At 54.4% G+C, this 19,815-nt stretch carries 18 protein-coding genes, 2 tRNA genes and 1 other annotated feature; of the genes, 16 read left to right on the top strand and 4 right to left on the bottom strand.

All coding sequences use genetic code 11. The annotated features are described in order from the left end of the window. Positions 1 to 76 precede the first annotated feature (76 nt). Entirely contained in the window at positions 77 to 1,072 is a 996-nt protein-coding gene (locus tag H8696_RS05320; protein WP_249315557.1) for an ABC transporter substrate-binding protein, read from the bottom strand. Positions 1,073 to 1,237: 165 nt separating this feature from the next. Here H8696_RS05320 and H8696_RS05315 point away from each other — a divergent pair. The 9 genes from H8696_RS05315 (at position 1,238) to H8696_RS05275 (ending at position 8,177) form a co-directional block, all read left to right on the top strand. Further along, positions 1,238 to 1,313, top strand: a tRNA-Thr gene (locus H8696_RS05315). A 3-nt stretch (positions 1,314 to 1,316) separates the two neighbouring features. Further along, positions 1,317 to 1,393: transfer RNA gene (locus H8696_RS05310), tRNA-Pro, on the top strand. Positions 1,394 to 1,481: 88 nt separating this feature from the next. Then, the gene (pgsA, locus tag H8696_RS05305; protein WP_249315555.1) at positions 1,482 to 2,051 is read left to right on the top strand and encodes a CDP-diacylglycerol--glycerol-3-phosphate 3-phosphatidyltransferase; all 570 of its coding nucleotides are present in this window, start codon (positions 1,482 to 1,484) and stop codon (positions 2,049 to 2,051) included. Positions 2,052 to 2,089: 38 nt separating this feature from the next. Next, positions 2,090 to 2,299, top strand: a binding site (T-box leader). A gap of 36 nt (positions 2,300 to 2,335) precedes the next feature. Next, positions 2,336 to 2,536, top strand: coding sequence for a hypothetical protein (locus H8696_RS05300; protein ID WP_249315548.1), 201 nt, complete (start codon positions 2,336 to 2,338; stop codon positions 2,534 to 2,536). A 12-nt stretch (positions 2,537 to 2,548) separates the two neighbouring features. Continuing rightward, positions 2,549 to 5,185, top strand: coding sequence for a valine--tRNA ligase (locus tag H8696_RS05295; RefSeq protein ID WP_249315546.1), 2,637 nt, complete (start codon positions 2,549 to 2,551; stop codon positions 5,183 to 5,185). 30 nt (positions 5,186 to 5,215) lie between these two features. After that, positions 5,216 to 6,505: a bifunctional folylpolyglutamate synthase/dihydrofolate synthase gene (locus tag H8696_RS05290; RefSeq protein WP_249315539.1), complete on the top strand. Its 1,290-nt coding sequence runs from the start codon at positions 5,216 to 5,218 to the stop codon at positions 6,503 to 6,505. 13 nt (positions 6,506 to 6,518) lie between these two features. Then, entirely contained in the window at positions 6,519 to 6,749 is a 231-nt protein-coding gene (locus tag H8696_RS05285; protein ID WP_249315537.1) for a hypothetical protein, read from the top strand. Beyond that, a complete protein-coding gene (locus tag H8696_RS05280) occupies positions 6,722 to 7,075 on the top strand; it encodes a DUF2085 domain-containing protein (RefSeq protein ID WP_249315535.1) in 354 nt (117 codons plus the stop codon). Before H8696_RS05285 ends, H8696_RS05280 begins: the two co-directional genes overlap by 28 nt. Positions 7,076 to 7,166: 91 nt before the next feature. Then, positions 7,167 to 8,177, top strand: a complete 1,011-nt coding sequence (locus H8696_RS05275) for a PLP-dependent cysteine synthase family protein (RefSeq protein WP_249315532.1) — start codon at positions 7,167 to 7,169, stop codon at positions 8,175 to 8,177. A 43-nt stretch (positions 8,178 to 8,220) separates the two neighbouring features. Here the strand turns inward: H8696_RS05275 and H8696_RS05270 are convergent, their stop codons facing one another. Continuing rightward, on the bottom strand, positions 8,221 to 9,645 hold the full coding sequence (locus tag H8696_RS05270) for a spore germination protein (protein WP_249315522.1): 1,425 nt from the start codon (positions 9,643 to 9,645) through the stop codon (positions 8,221 to 8,223). Between the two features lie 169 nt (positions 9,646 to 9,814). Between H8696_RS05270 and H8696_RS05265 the strand changes: the two genes are divergently transcribed. The 7 genes from H8696_RS05265 to H8696_RS05235 all read left to right on the top strand — a co-directional run bounded on the left by H8696_RS05265 (position 9,815) and on the right by H8696_RS05235 (position 17,723). Then, positions 9,815 to 10,732, top strand: coding sequence for a transporter substrate-binding domain-containing protein (locus H8696_RS05265; protein WP_249315520.1), 918 nt, complete (start codon positions 9,815 to 9,817; stop codon positions 10,730 to 10,732). Between the two features lie 70 nt (positions 10,733 to 10,802). Continuing rightward, complete coding sequence (locus H8696_RS05260; RefSeq protein ID WP_330605349.1) at positions 10,803 to 11,534, top strand: amino acid ABC transporter permease; 732 nt, start codon at positions 10,803 to 10,805, stop codon at positions 11,532 to 11,534. Continuing rightward, entirely contained in the window at positions 11,531 to 12,265 is a 735-nt protein-coding gene (locus tag H8696_RS05255) for an amino acid ABC transporter ATP-binding protein (RefSeq protein WP_249315516.1), read from the top strand. Before H8696_RS05260 ends, H8696_RS05255 begins: the two co-directional genes overlap by 4 nt. A gap of 99 nt (positions 12,266 to 12,364) precedes the next feature. Beyond that, entirely contained in the window at positions 12,365 to 13,048 is a 684-nt protein-coding gene (locus tag H8696_RS05250) for a response regulator transcription factor (RefSeq protein ID WP_249315508.1), read from the top strand. Further along, complete coding sequence (locus tag H8696_RS05245; RefSeq protein ID WP_249315506.1) at positions 13,045 to 14,262, top strand: sensor histidine kinase; 1,218 nt, start codon at positions 13,045 to 13,047, stop codon at positions 14,260 to 14,262. The genes H8696_RS05250 and H8696_RS05245 overlap by 4 nt, the downstream gene beginning before the upstream one ends. Positions 14,263 to 14,379: 117 nt before the next feature. Beyond that, positions 14,380 to 15,066, top strand: coding sequence for an ABC transporter ATP-binding protein (locus H8696_RS05240; RefSeq protein WP_249315504.1), 687 nt, complete (start codon positions 14,380 to 14,382; stop codon positions 15,064 to 15,066). After that, on the top strand, positions 15,063 to 17,723 hold the full coding sequence (locus tag H8696_RS05235) for an ABC transporter permease (RefSeq protein ID WP_249315502.1): 2,661 nt from the start codon (positions 15,063 to 15,065) through the stop codon (positions 17,721 to 17,723). The genes H8696_RS05240 and H8696_RS05235 overlap by 4 nt, the downstream gene beginning before the upstream one ends. Positions 17,724 to 17,770: 47 nt before the next feature. On the opposite strand, the gene H8696_RS05230 is transcribed toward H8696_RS05235, so the two are convergent. Next, complete coding sequence (locus tag H8696_RS05230) at positions 17,771 to 18,433, bottom strand: sugar O-acetyltransferase (RefSeq protein ID WP_249315500.1); 663 nt, start codon at positions 18,431 to 18,433, stop codon at positions 17,771 to 17,773. 85 nt (positions 18,434 to 18,518) lie between these two features. After that, positions 18,519 to 19,775, bottom strand: a complete 1,257-nt coding sequence (locus H8696_RS05225; protein ID WP_249315497.1) for an AraC family transcriptional regulator — start codon at positions 19,773 to 19,775, stop codon at positions 18,519 to 18,521. Positions 19,776 to 19,815 lie beyond the last annotated feature (40 nt).

Raw genomic sequence — 19,815 nt, 5'->3', positions numbered from 1 at the left:
TGAAAGCCGGGCGGTGAAGCGGCGCCGCAAAAAAGAAAGGGGCGGCTGCTGCCGCCCCTCAGGAGGAGGTTTGAGTCTATTTCAAAGCTTTTTCAGCATAGGAGTTGTCAATCAACTGATCAAAGGGAACCCGCTGATCCAGCTCGCCCGCACTTTCCATGATGTCCTGCAGGCGGGTGAAGGAATCCTCCGTCATCACCGGCGTGGTCATCCAGGCATCGGTATCTTTGTAGCGCTGAGCTACGGAAGCGAGGATGTCAAGATCGGCGTCGGCAAAGGACGGCGCGATGGCCTCGGCAATTTCCTCGGGCGTATGGCTGTTCACCCATTCCTGGCCGCGGGCCAGTGCACGGAGGAACCGCTCCACGGTGTCGCTGTTTTTCTCAACATAGCTCTTTTTGGCCATGTAGGCGGTGTAAGGGACCTCGCCGGAGGCTTCGCCCACGGCGGCGACCACATAAGCTTTGCCCTCGGATTCCAACGTGGAGGCCACAGGCTCAAACAAGGTTGCATAGTCGCCCGTGCCACCGGTGAAGGCGCCGGCCGTCAGATCAAACTGGATGTTGGTCAGGACTTCCACGTCTTCGCCGGGATTGAGGCCCTTGCTCTTCAAAACGTATTCCAGGGTCATTTCGGGGATGCCGCCTTTGCGGCCGCCGATGATGGTCTTGCCCCGGAGGCTCTCCCAATCGAAATCCTCGTCAGCCTCGCGGCCCACGATGAATGAACCGTCACGCTTGGTGACCTGGCCCACGATCACGGGATGATCCTCCTTACCCTCGTTGTAAACGTAGATTGCGGCTTCCGGGCCCATAAGGCCAATGTCCGCTTCTCCGGACAGCACCGCGGTCATGGATTTGTCGGCGCCGCCTCCGTTCGTCAGTTCGATGTTCAGCCCCTCTTCCTCAAAGAACCCAAGATTCATTGCGGCGTACTGGGGTGCATAGAACACCGAATGGGTGACCTCATTGACCTTCAGGGTGGTCAATTTTTGTTCACCACAGCCACTGAGTACGAATAGTCCCATCAGTCCTACGATCATGATCACGGATAGCAGTCGTTTATAGCGCATCAAACGCCCCTCCTTTTTGATGATTATGCTCCATACTATGGCGGAAGGGGAAAAGTGGTGAAAAAAGTGGGGTAATTCCTCTACATTTTGTTCATTTAAATTTTGACAGCCGTCTTTTTTCGTGCTATAATCCGATCTGTCGGGCGTCTTTTGCCCAAAAGAGGTGCCAATATAGCTCAGCTGGTAGAGCAGCGGTTTCGTAAACCGCAGGTCAAGGGTTCGAGTCCCTTTATTGGCTCCATACCGAGGTGTAGCGCAGTTTGGTAGCGCGTTTGGTTCGGGACCAAAAGGCCGCAGGTTCAAATCCTGTCACCTCGACCAGCGGGGATATGCCCCGCGGGCAATCGCGTCCGCGATCGTGGACGCGTTTTGTTTTATGAATTTTTAAAAAAGAGAGGGGAGGGTTGGTATGAAGGCCAAAACAAAATTTTGGAACGTGCCCAATGTACTGACCCTGGCCCGGCTTGCTCTGGTAGCCGTAGTGATTTACTTTTTTGTTACCCACCAGATGGTGGGGGCGCTCGTCTGTTTTTTGACGGCCGGCGCCACCGATCTGCTGGATGGCTACATCGCAAGGAAGTATGATTTAATCACCCCATGGGGTAAGCTTCTTGATCCCCTGGCGGACAAGCTGATGCTCTTGACGGTGCTCACCTGCTTTCTGATTCAAGGGGTCATTCCGGTGTGGATTTTCTGCCTGGTTCTGGGCAAGGAGCTGGCCATGATCGTGGGAGCCTTCTGTCTTTTGAAGACTCGAAAGGTTGTGGTTTATGCCAATATTTTTGGCAAGCTGGGGACCTTCGCCTTTACGGTTGCGGTGGTGCTGCTCTTTCTCCATCAGTGGGTTGCACCCTGGGACCAGATTGTGCTGTACATTGCGGTGGGCATGTCCATCGTATCCATGGTTCAGTATGGTGTGAGGAATGTGCTGCGCAAGGGCCATGAGGAGGACGGCGAAGTTTTGGAAGATTCCGATTGACAATCGGCCCTTCCTTCGCTATGATAATAAAAACTGCATATTTCGCGTTGCGGAAGAGGAGTACCGAGGGCAACCCCAAGAGAGAAAACCTCACCGGCTGAAAGGGTTTTCGGGCAATGTTCGAGGGAAGGTCGCTTCCAAGCTGCCAAGATGAACAAAGTAGTTTTGGCCGGGGTTGTTCCCGTTATCCAGATGAGCCGGTGTTAGCCGGGAAATAAGGTGGTACCACGAGTCATTTCGTCCTTTGGATGAAATGGCTTTTTTGTTTTAAAGGAGTGAAGAATTTGGAGAATCTTACGCAGACGGATCCCATCGCCATCGCGGTGTTTGTTGTGGGTGCGATCGTCACCTTTGGCGCGAGATGGATTGTGGATAAAGTGTTTAAGGTGCCGCTGATGAAGCGGGAGAAGGTGCGTTTATGGGTCAAGGGCGCGGGCATTCTCATTGCTCTTGTTGGTTTCTTGATGATTATGGAAGTTATTTAGGAGGTTGGAAAGATGAAAATCATGGATAAGGTGTACGATCCCAAAACGGTGGAAGGTCCGCTGTATGAAAAATGGGAGAAATCGGGCGCTTTTCATGCGGAGGTGGACCCGCATAAAAAGCCCTTCACCATCGTGATTCCCCCGCCGAATATCACAGGTCAGCTCCATATGGGTCATGCCTTGGATGATACCATTCAGGACATCCTTATCCGAACCAAAAGGATGCAGGGTTACAGCGCCCTTTGGATGCCGGGCACGGACCATGCTTCCATTGCAACCGAGGTCAAGATCGTCCAGCAGATGGCCGAGGAAGGCCTGACCAAGGTCGATACCGGCCGGGACGGATTCCTTGAGCGGGCCTGGGCGTGGAAGGATCAATACGGCGGCCGCATCACCGAACAGCTGAAAAAGCTGGGCGCATCCCTGGACTGGGAGCGGGAACGCTTCACCATGGACGAAGGATGCTCCAAAGCGGTGCAGGAGGTCTTTATCAACCTCTACAACAAGGGCATCATCTACCAGGGGGATCGGATCATCAACTGGTGTCCCCACTGCGTGACGGCTCTTTCCGATGCGGAAGTGGAATATGAGGAGCAGGATTCCCACTTCTGGCATTTCCGCTATCCCGCGGCGGACGGCGGCGAAGGTATTGTGATTGCCACCACCCGCCCGGAGACCCTGCTGGGCGATACGGCGGTGGCGGTACATCCCGATGATGAGCGCTACCGGCATCTTATCGGCAAGACTTTGGTTCTGCCCCTCACCGGCCGGGAGATCCCGGTGGTGGCTGACGAATACGTGGACCGGGAATTTGGCACCGGTGCGGTGAAGATCACTCCCGCCCACGACCCCAATGACTTTGAAGTGGGCCTGAGGCATGGTCTGCCCATGATTCGGGTAATGGACGACCATGGCGTGATGAATGAGAAGGCGGGCAAATACGAGGGCATGGATCGCTTTGAATGCCGGGATGCTTTGGTAAACGACATGCGGAAACTGGGTCTTTTGGTGAAGATTGAGGACCACACCCACAACGTGGGCACCTGCTACCGCTGCAAGAGCGCCGTGGAGCCCATTTTATCCAAGCAGTGGTTTGTAAAAATGAAGCCGCTGGCCGAACCTGCGCTCGAAGCTGTGCGGGATGGCAGGATTCGTTTCGTGCCCGAACGCTTTGCCAAGATCTATTATAATTGGATGGAGAACATTCGCGACTGGTGTATCTCTCGGCAGCTGTGGTGGGGCCACCGGATTCCGGCTTACTACTGCGAGGCCTGCGGCCATGTGCATGTGGGCAAGGAAATGCCGGAAAAATGTGCGGCTTGCGGCCACACCTGCCTGCATCAGGACGAGGATGTGCTGGATACCTGGTTCAGTTCCGCGTTGTGGCCCTTTTCCACCTTGGGATGGCCGGATAAGACGCCGGAGCTTGACTATTTCTATCCCACATCCGTGTTGGTGACGGCCTACGATATCATCTTCTTCTGGGTGGCTCGAATGATCTTCTCTGGCATTGAGCATATGGGGGAGATCCCCTTTAAGGATGTGCTTATCCACGGCATCGTTCGGGATTCGGAAGGCCGGAAGATGTCCAAATCCCTCGGCAACGGCATCGATCCGTTGGAAGTCATCGAAAAATATGGCGCCGACGCGCTGCGTTTTTCCCTGGTGATCGGCACCTCCCCCGGCAATGATATGCGTTTCTACTGGGAGAAGGTGGAGTCCGCCCGAAACTTTGCCAACAAGATTTGGAACGCATCCCGATACGTTATGATGAATCTGCCCGAGGGCGAACTCCCGGACTTTGAGGTTCAGGACCTTGACCTGGCCGACCGCTGGATTTTGACCCGGTTGAGCGAGGCCGTTGCAGAGATCACCGAGAACATGGAGCGCTATGAGGTGGGCCTTTGCGCTCAGAAACTCTATGACTTCATCTGGAGCGAGTTCTGCGACTGGTACATTGAGCTTACCAAGTCCCGGCTGAACGGCGAGGACGAGAAGGCAAAGAACACCGCCCGTTCGGTCCTGAAGTATGTGCTCGAGACGATTTTAAAGCTGCTTCATCCCTTCATGCCCTTCCTGACGGAGACCATCTACGACGCTCTGCGCGGGGAGAGCCTCATGCTCTCCGCTTGGCCAAAGGTGAATGAGGCCCTGCGTTTCCCCGAGGATGCGGCAAGCATGGAAAGCATCATGGAGGTTATTCGTTCGGTACGAAACCTCCGTTCGGAGATGAATGTACCCCCGTCCAAGCGGGCTCAGTTCTTTGTGCTGCCCCAGCAAAGCGACGCCAAAAGCCTGAAAGCCACGCAGGCCTATCTGCTGCGTCTGGCCGGCGGTGCGGGAGCAACCTACATTGCGGCAAAGAATGAAGCTCCGGAGCACGCGGTGTGCGCCATCGCGCCCGCGGCGGAGGTCTACATCCCGCTGCTGGAGCTGGTGGATAAGCAAAAGGAGATCGCCCGTCTTTCGAAGGAGCTGAAGACCATTGAAGGGGAGATCAAACGGGCGGAAGGCAAACTAAACAATCCTGGCTTTGTGGCCAAGGCACCGGCGGCACTTGTGGAAGAGGAGCGGGCAAAGCTGGCTAAGAACGAGGAACTGATCGAGCGGGTGCGGGAGCGCATGGAAAACCTTCAGCGCATGAACTGACCGCTTTTCGTGGAGTAGGAGGCGTTTAACATGACAGGGAGAGAAGCCATCGATTATTTTTACAGCACGGCTCCCGATCCCGCCACCCGGCGGGAAACGGGACTTCTGGCCATGCAGAATTTGATGAAGGAACTGGGCAACCCCCATTACCGTTTTGCCAGCATCCATGTTGCGGGCACCAACGGAAAAGGGTCCATCGCCGCCTATATGGCAACGACGCTGAGCCTTGGCGGATACAAGGTCGGGCTTTATACCTCGCCCTATCTGGAAAAGTTCAACGAGCGCATCCGCGTTGCCGGCCAGCCTGTGGACGATGAGACCCTGGCCGATGCGGCACAGCAGGTGCGGGAGGCTGAACGGAAAATTTTGAAGGCGGGCTCACCCATGCCTACGCCCTTTGACCGCATCACCGCGGCAGGTTTTTTGATCATGGCCGATGCGGGCGTGGATATTGCCATTGTGGAGGTGGGTCTTGGCGGACAGTTCGATTCCACCAATGTATTGACGCCGGTGGTTTCGGTGATCGGCCGCATAGGCATGGATCATACCCGTATTCTGGGCAATACCCTGAAGGAGATCGCCGCCGCCAAGGCGGGCATCATCAAGCGGGGCGTTCCTGTGGTTCTTTATCCTGCCTGCGATGAAGTTCGAAGGGTTGTGGAGGAGATGTGTCGTCAAAAGGATACAAACCTCTACACCTTCAGCAGGGATGATGTTCAGATTTTCCACAGCGATTGCCGGTGCGTGCTCTTTGATTTCTTTGGGGATGAGGGGGGCTACCTGAATCTGGAATTGGGGATTCCCGGGGATTACCAGGCCTACAACGCCGCCGCCGCCATCGTGGCTTTGGAGCAGACAGCTCAGGCGGGCTTTCCGATGGCTACCCTGATGATCCATAAGGGACTCAAGGCCGCCCGGTGGCCGGGCCGGATGGAGTGGCTGGGGCGAATCCTCTTGGACGGCGCCCACAACCCCCAAGGCGCGGAAGCACTGGCCGGAAACCTTGGGGACTGGCTACAGAAGAAACCTGTGCTGGTATGCGGTATCCTTAGCTCCAAGGATTACGCTGCAATGGTGAAAATATTTGCATCTTTGGCGGATCAGGCCGTTTGTGTCTGCCCGGAGGAGGGCAGGGGCCTTGAACCGGAGGCGCTGGCGAAGCTGTTTTCGGAGGAGGGCGTGGAGGCTTTTGCCGAAAAGAATGTTGAGGCCGCTTTGAAGAAGGCCGGGGAACTGGCTGGGGACGGCCCCATCGTCGTGTGTGGTTCCCTCTACCTTGTGGGCCAGGCACGAACTTTGATTCGGGAGAATAAAGAATAAGGGGGGCCCTTTGATGGTATGCCCAAGATGCGGAAGTCACGACGTTCACATTGCTACGGTGAGCGATTCTCAAACGACGGAGAAGGTGAAAGGATTCGGGTGCATCAAGGCATGCATCGGATGGCTGCTGTTCTCCCTGCCCGGTATCCTGTGCGGCCTTTGCGGCATGGGCAAGAGGAAAAGAACCACCACGGTGTATTCCAAGGTCGTCAACGTATGCAAAAATTGTGGATACAGATTCTAAACCAACTGCAGTGGATCGGGGATCACAGCGGCTGCCATCAGCGGCCTGAACGCAGTTTTCGAATCGGCGATTATATTTTCCCCGTCTGTGCCAGATGTACGGGCGTGGCTGTGGGTCAGGCGGCGGCGCTCATCGCCCTTGTGGCGGGATTGAGGCTGTCCTGGCCCTTTTGTCTCGTCTTTCTTCTGCCCATGGGTGTGGACTGGGGCGTGCAGGAGGCGGGGCTTCATCCATCCACCAATGTACGCCGGCTGATTACGGGAATTTTGGGAGGCTTTGGCCTTTTCATGTTTTACGGCTGGGCCGTCGTCAAGATTTTTTCATGATTTCCGCTGAAAGGGCATATTCTTAAGCCGTTGACAGATCGGCCATTTTGCCTGATGATTAGAAATGAGTAAAAGACATAGGGGTTGAAAAATGGATTTTAAAATGCAAAAAAGATTCGATGATATGGCAGCCATGGTCGGGCATACGCCCATGCTGAAGATCATCTTTCGCTATAAGGGCCGGGAGCGGGCCGTTTATGCCAAGGCGGAGGCTTACAATCTCACCGGCAGCATCAAGGATCGGGTTGCGTTCTACATTTTACAAAAAGCCTATGAAACCGGAGAGATCCGGCCCGGTGATCTCATCGCAGAGGCCACCAGCGGCAACACGGGTATTTCTTTTTCCGCTATGGGAACCTATCTTGGTCATCCCGTAAGCATCTTTATGCCTGATTGGATGACCCAAGAGCGCATCAGCCTTATGGAAAGCTATGGCGCCGATGTGAAACTCGTTTCCCGGGATGAGGGCGGATTCCTGGGCTCCATCGAAAAGACGGAGGCGCTGGGCGGGAAGGCGGGCGTCTTTTTGCCCCGGCAGTTCTCAAACGAGGATAACGTGGAGACCCACTACAGGACCACGGCTGTGGAGATCGCAAAACAGCTGGAAAAGCTGGGCGTGCGGGCGAACGGTGTTGTGGCCGGCGTGGGCACCGGAGGTACGGTAATGGGTATTGGCAGGAAGCTTCGGGAGCTCAACCCAGCCTGCCGGGTGCATCCGCTGGAACCCCTCAATTCGCCCACCCTTTCCACCGGTTACCGGGTGGGAAAGCATAGAATTTACGGCATTTCCGATGAGTTTATTCCCAGCATTGTGAAGCTTAGTGAGCTTGATCAGGTGGTTTCGGTGGATGACGGGGATGCCATCAATATGGCCCGCATGCTGTGCCAGAAGCTGGGGATCGGCGTGGGCGTATCCTCCGGCGCCAACTTCATAGGCAGCGTCATGGCTCAGGATCTGCAGGGCCCTCAAAGCGCCATCGTAACCGTTTTTGCCGATGACAACAAGAAGTATCTGTCCACGGATTATGCCAAACCCCAGAAGGTGGAGGAACATTTTATTTCCAAGGATATCGAACTGTTGGGCGTGGAAGCCTGCCGGTAGAATTATAAAAAACCCGTGCCCTGGCGGCACGGGTTTTTTTGTATCAGTGGTGGGTGTTGTTTCGATTGATGGGCTGGCGGATGAGGAGCCTGCCAAGCGCCCGCCCGTCGAAGGGAATCAGCGGATAGAGATAGCTTTTCCCGCCCACGGTGCGGGTGGTGGCGATGATCACCAGCATGAGCAGAAGCCCCGCCGCAAATCCCCATATATTGAACAGTGCGGTAAGCACCAGAATGAGAACGCGAAAGAGTTTGAAAGCGTATCCGAGTTCAAAGCTGGGCTGGGTGAAGTTGGCGATGGCAACAAAAGCCATATAGAGCACCACCTCCGGTACAAACCAGCGGGCCTGCACCGCAAAATCTCCTAGGATCAGCGCGCCCACGATGCTGAAGGAATTGCTGAGCACGGTGGGGGTGTTGAGGGAAGCAATTTTAAGGCCGTCGATGATAAATTCTATGATGAGCAGCTGCCAGATGATGGGCACATCGTTGGGTTCGGCCACCTTGATGAATTCCAGCCACGAGGGAATGGCATCCGGGTTTTGAATGAGCAGGAACCACACCGGGGTGAGCAGCAGGGTCAAAAGGAATACGCCTATGCGAACGAAACGAAGGTAGGTGCCCACCAGCGGCGGAAAGTAGTAGTCGTTTGTATCCTGAAGAAAATCGAGGAGGCCGGAGGGAATGACCATCACCGAGGGGGAATTATCCACGATGATAAGGACGCTGCCTTCAAGGGCACTGGCCGCGGCGGCGTCCGGCCGCTCGGTATAGCGGACCTTGGGAAAGGGATTGTACCACTGGGTCTTGACCAGGCATTCCGCCAGACTCTCCTGGCCCATGGTCAGAGTGCTGATGGTGATGCCTGCGATTTTTTTCTTCAGCGTATCCAGCAGTTTCTTGTCCACGGCATCTTCCATGTAACACAGCACCACATCGGTCTTGGAGACGCTTCCCACCTGCTGGATGTCCATGGTGAGTTTGGGATCACGGATGCGGCGGCGGATAAGGGCGGTATTGAAGACCAGGGTTTCCACAAAACCGTCGCGGGCCCCCCGGAGAACCCGGTCATCCTCCGGTTCCTGAACGTTTCGCACGGGATAGGTCCGGGCATCGATCATCACCGCAAATTCATAGCCTTCGATGATGAGGGCCAGCGTGCCGGAAAGGACGGCGGTTACAATTTCCCCCGTCTTATCCGATTCATCCGTTTCCACATAGGTCACATAGCGGTCGGAGAATTCCTTGGCCGTGTGGGCCAGAGTCATATCCTCCGTATTTAAAGCCATGATGTACTCCATGACCTTTTCCATCACTTCATCCTTGATGAAACCGTCCACAAGATACATCCGCGCCCTGCGTTCGCCAATGACCAGATCCTTGCCCACGATATCAAAGTTCTCTTCGACGCGAAGGCGGCTGTCCAGCATCCTTATATTATCCTTGAAGCTAGCCGTGAGGCTTTTCATAAGATCATCCTTTCCACTGCGATTCAGCTCTAGTATGGACCCGATATTGGAAAGTTATTACATCCTGCTGGATGCCGCAAGAATATTTGTATATTTATAAATTTTTGGTTGCATAAACTGAATATATTGCGTATAATGATTGCTGTAAAGAAGAGGAGGAGTACATGATATGAAGAAGTTTACGAAGTTTTTGGCCGCTGGACTGGCGCTGACCCTGGTTTTCGGTCTGACCGCCTGCGGCGGCGGATCGGATGCCACGCCCACGCCTTCCGCTGAAAAGACGCCGGAAGTTGTTGCCACTCCTGAAGCGGGCAGTGACGCCGAAGCCACGCCTGAAGCCACCTCCGAGGGCAAGACCAATCAGGTGGACGAGATCAAGGCGGCCGGTAAATTGGTGATGGGTACGGAAGCGGGCTTCCCGCCTTTCGAGTTCCTGGTGCTGAAGGATGGCAAGGAGGAGATCAAGGGTCTGGACGTTTCCATCATGCAGGCAGTCGCCGATAAGCTTGGCGTGGAGCTTGAGATTCAGAATCTTGACTTTGATGCCTTGATTCCTGAGATGCAAAGTGGTAAAGTGGATGTAATCGCGGCCGGTTTTTCCATCGATGAAGAGCGGGCCAAGGTTGTTGATTTTTCCGATCCCTACGCGGAAGTGACGCAAAAAGTGGTCATCCGCAAGGAGGATCTGGAGACCTACACCAGCATCGATTCCCTGAAGGGCAAGCAGGTGGGCGGTCAGAAGGGTTCCGTGCAGGAGGACGTTGTGACCGACGTCATGCCCGAGAGCGAACTTTTGGCGCTGGGCAAGGTTGGCGGACTGGTCCTTGAGCTCAAGACCGGCCGTATTGAGGCCCTGGTTCTGGAGAGCGTTATCGCGGAGAGCTATGTGAAAGCCAACCCCGAGCTGGCCATTGCCGAGATCGAGCTGCCCACGCCTGTGGAAGAGTATGCGGTGGCGGTGCCCAAGAACAGTGATCTTTTGGATGTGGTGAACGAGGTTCTGGCGGAGCTCAAGGAATCCGGTGAGCTGGACCAGATGAACGTGGAAGCATCCGCGCTGTTCGATTCCACGCAGTCCGACGAATAAATAGCGATAAGCGGTTTAACCTTCGGGCCTAGCGCCCGAAGGTTTTTCTCGCAGATAGGGAGGTGAAGGTTTGCTGGATAGCATTTCGGGCATCATTTCCAATTACGGTGTCTTTTTTCTGAAGGGAGCGGGCTTCACGCTGATGTATTCGGCGCTGACCGTTCTTTTTGGCACCCTGGGCGGCATCGTATTCGCACTCATGAAGCTGTCCAAATCCAGGATACTGCGTTTTGTGGCTTCGCTGTACATTGAGGTGATCCGCGGGACCCCGCTGCTGGTTCAGTTGTTCATTATTTTTTACGGCCTGCCTTCCCTTGGCATCAACTTGGACCGGACGGTGGCGGCGGTGATGGCCCTTTCCATCAACTCTTCGGCCTATGTGGCGGAGATTGTCCGGGCCGGTATTCAGGCGGTGGACAAGGGACAGACGGAGGCCGGACGCTCCCTTGGGCTTTCGGGCTGGCAGACCATGCGTATGATCGTGCTGCCCCAGGCCATTCGAAACATCCTGCCCGCCCTTGGCAATGAGTTTGTGACCGTCATCAAGGAGTCCTCTCTGGCGTCCATCATTGGGCTCAAAGAGCTCATGTACAACGCCCAGGGCACGGCAACCACCACTTTCCTTACCATGGAGTGCTATCTGGTGGCGGCGGCCCTTTACTTCATCATGACCTTTACTCTTTCCAAAATTTTGGCCTATGTGGAAAAACGGATGCGTTCGGAGAGCCGGATGCCTCACGGCTCCGGTATGGGTAAACGGATGCTGGGTTTTGGCAGGTCCAGGGGAGGTGACGCAAAATGAGCGATGTGATCATTGAAACCCGGGGCTTGGTGAAGAAGTTCCATCATCTCACGGTCCTGGACGGCATCTCCACCGAGGTGCGCCGCGGCGAGGTGGTGGTCATTATCGGCCCTTCTGGATCGGGCAAGAGCACCTTTCTGCGCTGTCTCAACTGGCTGGAGGAACCCTCCGGCGGCGAGATCTTTTTTGAAGGCCAGAAGGTAACGGGGAAAAACAAGGATCTCAACCGGGTTCGCCAGAAAATGGGCATGGTGTTTCAGCAGTTCAATCTGTTTCCCCACCGCACCGTGCTGCAGAACATCACCATGGCGCCCATCAAGCTCAAAAAGGAAACCGAGGCCGAGGCAAAAAAGCGGGCCATGGAGCTGCTGGACCGGGTGGGGCTTGCCGACAAGGCAAAAAGCTACCCCAAGGAGCTTTCCGGCGGCCAGCAGCAGCGTATTGCGATTGTTCGGGCCCTTGCCATGCAGCCCGATGTGATGCTTTTTGACGAACCCACTTCCGCCCTTGATCCCGAGATGGTGGGTGAGGTTCTGGACGTGATGAAATCGCTGGCCCGGGAGGGCATGACCATGGTGGTGGTCACCCATGAGATGGGTTTTGCCCGCGAAGTGGGTGAACGGGTGCTGTTCATGGACGGCGGCGTGATCGCCGAGGAAAACACCCCGGCGGAGCTCTTCGGCAATCCACAAAATGAGCGGACCCAGGCGTTCCTCAGCAAGGTTCTCTAGATAGTTTATAAAAGCGGCTTCGGCCGCTTTTTTTGTATGTGACGATTTTGTCATGCAAAGGCGGACAAAATCGGTTAAACTGGTGTTGAGGTGGCAAGGATGAACAAGCTATTATTGGTGGAAGACGATCAAACGATTGCATTGGGCCTGGAATATTCCCTGAAGCAGGAGGGCTTTTCCGTCAAGGTGTGCCATGATCTGGCCACGGCCCAGCAGGCCATACGGGAACCATTCGCCCTGGCAATTCTGGACCTGTCTTTGCCCGATGGAAGCGGCTATGACCTTTGCAGGCAGATCAAAGCCACGGGGGATATGCCGGTTATCTTCCTGACGGCCAACGATGATGAAGTGAGCGTGGTGATGGGCCTTGATATGGGCGCGGATGATTACATCACCAAGCCTTTCCGCATTCGCGAATTGGTTTCGAGAATCAAAACGGTGCTGAGGCGCTATGGAAAAGGTAAGGACGAATCCTCTTTGGAGGTGGGGCCCATCCGCATCAACACCGCACAGGCCAAGGTGTACAAGGCGGATCGGGAGATTCTGCTCACGGCGCTTGAATACCGGTTACTGCTTATTCTTGCGACCAATGGCGGCCAGGTGCTTTCCCGTTCCCAGATTCTCGAAGGGATCTGGGACGTGGGCAGCGATTTTGTGAACGACAACACGCTCACCGTGTACATCAAGCGGCTGCGGGAGAAGATTGAGGACGATCCCCAAAATCCCGAGATCATTCGCACGGTGCGGGGTCTGGGATATCAGATGGCAGAGGTAAGAACATGACGATTAAAAATCTGGAAGTTAAAAAGCTGATCGGATTTTGGACCGCGGCAGTGCTTATTCTTTTGGGTGCGGCTATGGCGCTGGCGCTGATGGGCACGGACTATACCAGCCGTGTGCTGAGCGATCAGCAGGCCGCCGTCATCGCGGTGGTCTCACAGAAGTATCCCCTGGCGGAATCCGATGTGGCAAGGGCCATTCAGGATCTGCCGAGGGGCGACGTGGAGACGGGAAGAGCCATTTTGGAGCGCTACGGACTCAGCGGCGGGCCGATGCTGGATCGGGGACAGGTCTTTTCCTCCCAGCTGCCCTTCTATTTTGCGCTGGCCGTGCTGGCATCGCTGCTCCTTCTTTCTATCTTCTGGGTGTTCCTTGCCCGAAACTTCCGAAAGATTCGGGAGGTTACGGCGTACATCCAGCGCATCCAAAAAAAGGACTATGCACTGGATGTCCGGGACAATGCTGAAGGGGATATCAGCATCCTGAAGAATGAAATCTGTAAGGTGACAGTGATGCTGAAGGAACAGGCGGAGCAGCTTAAAAAGGATAAGAGCGCTCTGGCGGACGCCCTGTACGATATCTCTCACCAGCTTAAAACGCCGCTCACCTCCATGTTTGTGATGACGGGCGTCGTCATGGATGACAAGACCCCGCCGCCGGTGCGCAGAGAATTCATGGCAAAAATCCGTTTCCAGTTGGAACGCATCGAATGGCTGGTCAAGTCCCTCCTCAAGATGGCGAGGCTGGATTCGGGCACGGCGGAGCTTGCCAAAAAGCCCGTGGAAGTGCCTGTGCTCGTCCAAAAGGCCTGTCAGCCGCTGCTCGTGATGACCGACGTCAAAAACCAGGTCCTCACGGTGGAGGGTGAGCCCTGTACCTTTTCGGGGGATCTCAACTGGTCCGCCGAAGCGCTGGGCAATATCGTAAAAAACTGCATCGAACACACTCCGGAGAACGGCCAAGTTTGGATCCGTTACCAGGCGTCCCGGCTTTCCACCGATATCGTGGTGGAGGACACGGGCGGCGGCATTCCTCCGGAGGATATGCCCCATATCTTTGAGAGGTTCTACCGGGGACGCAATGCTGCACCGGACAGCGTGGGCATTGGACTTGCCATGGCCAAGAGCATCGTGGAAAAGCAGGGCGGCATGGTGGAGGTGGAGAACACGCTGAGGGGCGCCAGGTTTACCCTCAAATTTTTCAAAAGCATTATTTGATCCTTCAAGGACCCGATTCGGGTCCTTTATACGTGACAAAACTGTCACCGGAGCAGTCACGGTTCCGTCACCTCCCAGGGGTATACTGGGTTCAGATTGATGAAGGAGGTATTCCAAGTGGAAATTTTAAGGGTAGAGAATTTAACAAAAGTGTACGGCAGCAGTGATACCCGTGTGACGGCGCTCGACGGTGTATCCTTCAGTGTGGAGAAGGGTGAGTTTGTGGCGATCATTGGCCCCTCCGGATCGGGTAAATCCACCCTTTTGCATATTCTGGGCGGTGTGGACCGTCCCTCAGGCGGCAAGGTGTTCATCGACGGCACCGACGTGTATTCTCTGGACGAGACACGGCTGGCCATCTTCCGCCGCCGCCAGATCGGACTCATCTATCAGTTTTATAATCTGATCCCGGTGCTGAATGTGGAGGAGAACATCGCTCTTCCAACACTCCTTGACGGCCAGAAGGTGGATAAGGCGCATATGAATGAAATTTTGACCACCCTCTCCTTGGAGGACCGGGTGAAGCATCTGCCCAATCAGCTTTCCGGCGGTCAGCAGCAGAGGGTTTCCATTGGCCGGGCGCTCATCAACAGTCCGGCGCTGGTTCTGGCCGACGAACCCACCGGCAACCTGGATTCCAAAACATCAAGGGAGATTGTGGAACTGCTCAAGATCTCCAACAAGCGCTACAACCAAACCCTGGTCATGATCACCCATGACCAGAGCATTGCCAATCAGGCCGATCGAATCATCCGCATCGTGGACGGTCATGTGGCCGAGCTGGGAGCTGGGAGGGCGTCATGAGTATCTTAAATAAGCTGACTTTGCAGCATTTAAGGCTGAACAAGAAACGCACGGTGGTGACCATCATCGGTGTGATCCTGTCGGTCGCCATGCTCTCAGCCATCACCACTTTTGCCGCCAGTATGCAGGATCTGATGATCCGCGGCGCCATCGAGGGCTCGGGAAGCTGGCACGTCAAATTCTCCGATGTGGAGATGGAGAACAGCAAGTATCTTACGGAAAATGCCAAGACCAAAACGGCGGGCATTCTCTTGGACGTGGGCTATGCGCCCATGGAGGAGTCCCGGAACAAGGAAAAACCCTATCTGTTTGTTCGGGCCTACGATACCAACGCACTGTCCATGATGGCAGTGAATCTGGTGCAGGGGAGACTTCCGGAAAATGAGCATGAAATCGTGCTCCCCGAGCATCTCAAAAACAACGGCGGAGTGACCATTCCCCTTGGAAGCGAGATCACGCTGCCCATGGGAAGCCGCAGTGTGACACGGGAACAGGCAGAAAATCCCGAAGAGTATTACAGCATGGGCGACACACTCAAACAGATGAGCGACGAGGAGCTGGCCAATCTGTCCCAGAAAATGCCCTATTTCCCCGGTGAGACCTTTGTTCCAAGTGGGGAAGAGCGCATCTTCACGGTGGTGGGCATCATGGAGCGCCCCGATGTCGAGCGCTATTCCGCACCGGGTTTTACGGCTATAACCTACCTTGATGATACCGCCCTTGCGGCGGGCAGCATCGTGGAGGTCGCGGTGGAAGCCAAAAATCCGAGAACCATTTTGGAGGATGGCGACGAGATGGCCCTGAGCGCCGGCGCCGCGGTGAAGAAGGACTATAACTCCGATCTTTTGATGTACATGGGCATCAGCGGCAACAACGGTTTCAATGCTGTGCTCTACAGCATCAGCGGCATCCTGATCGGACTCATCCTGGTGGGCTCCATCTCGCTGATCTATAACTCCTTTGCCATCTCGGTGAGCGAGCGGGGCAAGCAGTTTGGCATGCTCTCCAGCGTGGGCGCCACCAAGCGGCAGATCCGAAAGATGGTCTTCTTTGAGGGTGCTATCATCAGTCTCATCGGTATACCGCTGGGGCTTCTGGCAGGCGTGTTTGGCATTGGCGCCACCTTGTATCTCATTCAGCCGCTGCTCACGCCTTTTATGAATATTGGCGGCGGTCTAACCCTTGTGGTTTCACCAATGTCCATTGTCAGCGCAGCGATCCTGGGATTCGTGACGGTGATGATTTCCGCTTACATCCCGGCGGCAAGAGCCTCGCGGGTGACTGCCATCGAGGCCATTCGCCAGACCAAGGATGTGACGGTGACGGCCAAAAGTGTGAAATCGCCGAGAATCATTCGGAAGCTGTTTGGCATTGAGGGAGAGCTCGCCTACAAAAACCTGAAGCGCAGCAAAAAACGTTACAGAGCGACCATCTTTTCTCTTTTCATCAGCATCGTACTGTTTTTGGCGGTGACTTCCTTTACCACCTACCTCGGACAGTCCACAAGCATGTATTACACCGATGTTAACTATGACGTCAATGTGATCCTTCAGGATCCCGAAACAGCGGAGGCCAAGCAGTTTATTGAAAATGCCGCCGTACTGGAAGGAATTGATGGATTTGCCCAGGCGCAGAGCCGGTGGGGTACGACGGAAAACTTGAGTTCCAGCGATTTAACCGCCCAGGCCAATAAGGCGCTGCAGTCTGAGTCGGGCATTTATCTCGAATATTCCATCTTAGCCTACGACGAGGCCAATGTCCGGGAGCTGGCGGAAAGAGTGGGCATCGATGCAGACCAGCTCTTTGATCCCAATGTGCCCAAAGGCATCTTCATCAATCATGCGGTCTACGAGAACTTTGAAAACGACGGAGATCTTAGGATCAACGAAATGGATGTATTTGCGGGCATTCCGGCGGAACCTTTGGATGTCAAGGTGTCCAGTTTCGATGACAACGGCGAAAACTATGAACAGAAGACCTCGGTGGCTATCGCGGCACTGACAACGGAGCGCCCCCTTGGACTTCCCGGAGGTTCAGCAGCGCTCATCGTATCCCGGGAGGTGTTTGAAACCATGGTTTCCGATCTTCGGGCTAACGAGGATTTCAGAGACACCAGCACGCTGTATTTCAAAACGGAGAACCCCGGCGCTTTGGAGAATTCCCTCCAGGAGCTGCGGCTTTCCAGCAAGGCTACGGTGGAGAATGTCTTTAACATCGCTGAACAGGCCCAAATGAACCGAAATATGATGACCATTGTATCGGTGTTCGTCTACGGTTTCATCGCTCTCATTACCTTGATCGGTGTAGCCAACGTGTTCAACACCATTTCCACCAATGTGAGTCTCCGGCGAAGGGAATTTGCCATGTTGAAATCGGTGGGCATGACGCCAAGAGGCTTTTCCCGAATGCTTAACTTTGAAAGTCTGTTTTACGGCCTCAAGTCCCTGATCTATGGCATACCGGCGGGCATTCTGGCCAGCCTCGGTCTGTTTGCCGCCATGCGAAGCGGCATCGGCATCACCTACTCCTTCCAGTGGCTGTATGTGGTGATCTGCATCGTAGCCGTGTTCGCTATCGTATTTATCACCATGCTGTACTCCAGCGCCAAATTCAAAAAGGAAAACATCATCGAGGCCCTGAAGGAGGAAAACAACTGACAAAAGAAAAGCCCGCAGCGATGCGGGCTTTTTTTTATGATCTTCTTCTAACGCAGGGTTTCAATTTCCTTGGGATCGATCAAAGTGTTGTCTGCTAAGATCTCCGGCTTATATTGCATACTATCCTTTTCAGTGATCTCGCGAATGACCTTGCAGGGGTTTCCGGCGGCAAAGGTGCGGGCGGGAATATCCTTGACCACGACGCTGCCGGCTCCAATCACACATCCGTCGCCGATGGTCACGCCGGGACACACCACCACATTGGCGCCAAACCAGCAATCCTTGCCGATGCTGACAGGCTTAGCATAGCACATATGCTTGTTTTCGCCTTCCTTTGTCCGGATCATATACCGTTCTTCCGGAAGCATGGGATGGACAGGTGTGACAATGGTCACATTGGGGCCAAAATTACAGTCATCACCAATGGTAACCGGTGCGTCATCCTGGATGGTGAGATTGAAGTTGCCAAAAAAGTGTTTTCCGATATGGGTATGCTGGCCGTAATGAATAGCAATGGGACCCTGCACAAAACTGCCTTCACCAAATTCGGCAAAAATCTGGGAGACAATCTCCTTTCTTTTTTCGGTTTCGTCCTCGAAGGTCTGGTTGTACTCGGTACAAAGGTTATGAGTCTTCAGCTTGATCGCTTTGAGTTGAGGATTTCCGGGGGAGAACAAAACGCCTGAAAAGATTTTTTCTTCCTCTGTCATGACAACGCCTTCTTTCCGTAAAATCTATGATCATTATAGCATGGTGAAATCCTGAATTCAAAGGTTGCACGACTTCAAAGGAAAATTATAGAGGATTTTTCGTCTGCTGCAAGGTAATACGTTTTCTAAAATCTCCCGGAGTCATGACCTTTTGCTTAAGGAAGTTGCGCGTAAGGGTCTTGCTGTTGTGGTAGCCGACCTCAAGAGCTATCTCCATCACGGTGCGGTCGGTGGTGAGCAGAAGCTCGCAGGCCCGGTTGACGCGAACAAAATTGAGGAAATCCTCAAAGTTCTGTTCTACCTGGTACATCAGCGTACGATTGAGTTCGGTGCTGCTGATATGAAAGCGTTCCGCCACTTTCTGAGCGCTCAGCTCTTCGGCATAATGGCGGTAGATGAAGGCGACCAAAGCGTAGGCGTCTCTGCTCTCGGAAAACTTGCAGATTTCGTTCACCTTCTGATAAGTTTTGCGGTACTCGCTCATTTTCATACCGATTCTGGCGGAGAAGACCTTGGAGATATGGGAAGCATCCACATAGCCCATGATTTCCGCAAGTTCCTCCAAGGTGAGATCGGTGTACAGCAGGAAATTGGCGGTCTTGCCCACCCGCATCTCATTGAGGAGATCAAAGAAGGAAAGACCGGTCATCTGTGTGATATAGAGGCTGATGGAGGATTCACTCATATAAAACAGGTGAGAAAGAGTCTTGAGCGTCAGCTTTTCGTTCAGATGGGTGTAAATATAGCGGAAGATTTCACTTTTATCCACTGGCAGATGCTTTTTGCCAAAGATGGGGGAGGTGTTTTTGCCAATCCTCATATAAAGCACCATCAGCTCCACCAGCTGATTCATCACGTGGACGCTGGACAGGGGCTGAGCCTCACCCTCGGTTAGGGTGGATTCCACGCCCACCTCATCCCGCAGGGTCAAAAAGCATTCCCGCACCCGTTCTGTCTGATATTTGTCGCAGTACACCACGGGACTGTTGGTCAGCATCCGAATGATATCGATGGGTTCGTTATCGGCGTTATAAAAGGATTTGATGAGCCGGTTCACCCCGTCAAAATGATAGATGAGAAGATAATACTGCAAAGGGGAGAGAACCTCCGTCACCTCGGTGATTTCCCAGGGCAGGATGGCCACGAAGGCGCCGGGCCTGAGGGCGTAGCGGACACCCTGAATGACGATGCTGCCCTCGCCCTTGTTGATGAGGAGAAACCTTGCCTCCTGATGGATGAGAGGCTGGGTGGAGCCGTCAATGGCCTCCACGTCAAAACTGCAGAATTTGCTCCGGTCCAGCCTGGAACGGACCAAGGGCTGCATGCGTACAATATCCGGCATAGTGTCCTCCCCTAAAATCGTTGCGATTCAATTATACGTC

This window comes from Gehongia tenuis (assembly GCF_014384795.1).
Classification (GTDB): domain Bacteria; phylum Bacillota; class Clostridia; order Christensenellales; family NSJ-53; genus Gehongia; species Gehongia tenuis.
This window is presented reverse-complemented; position numbering and strand designations above follow the sequence as displayed.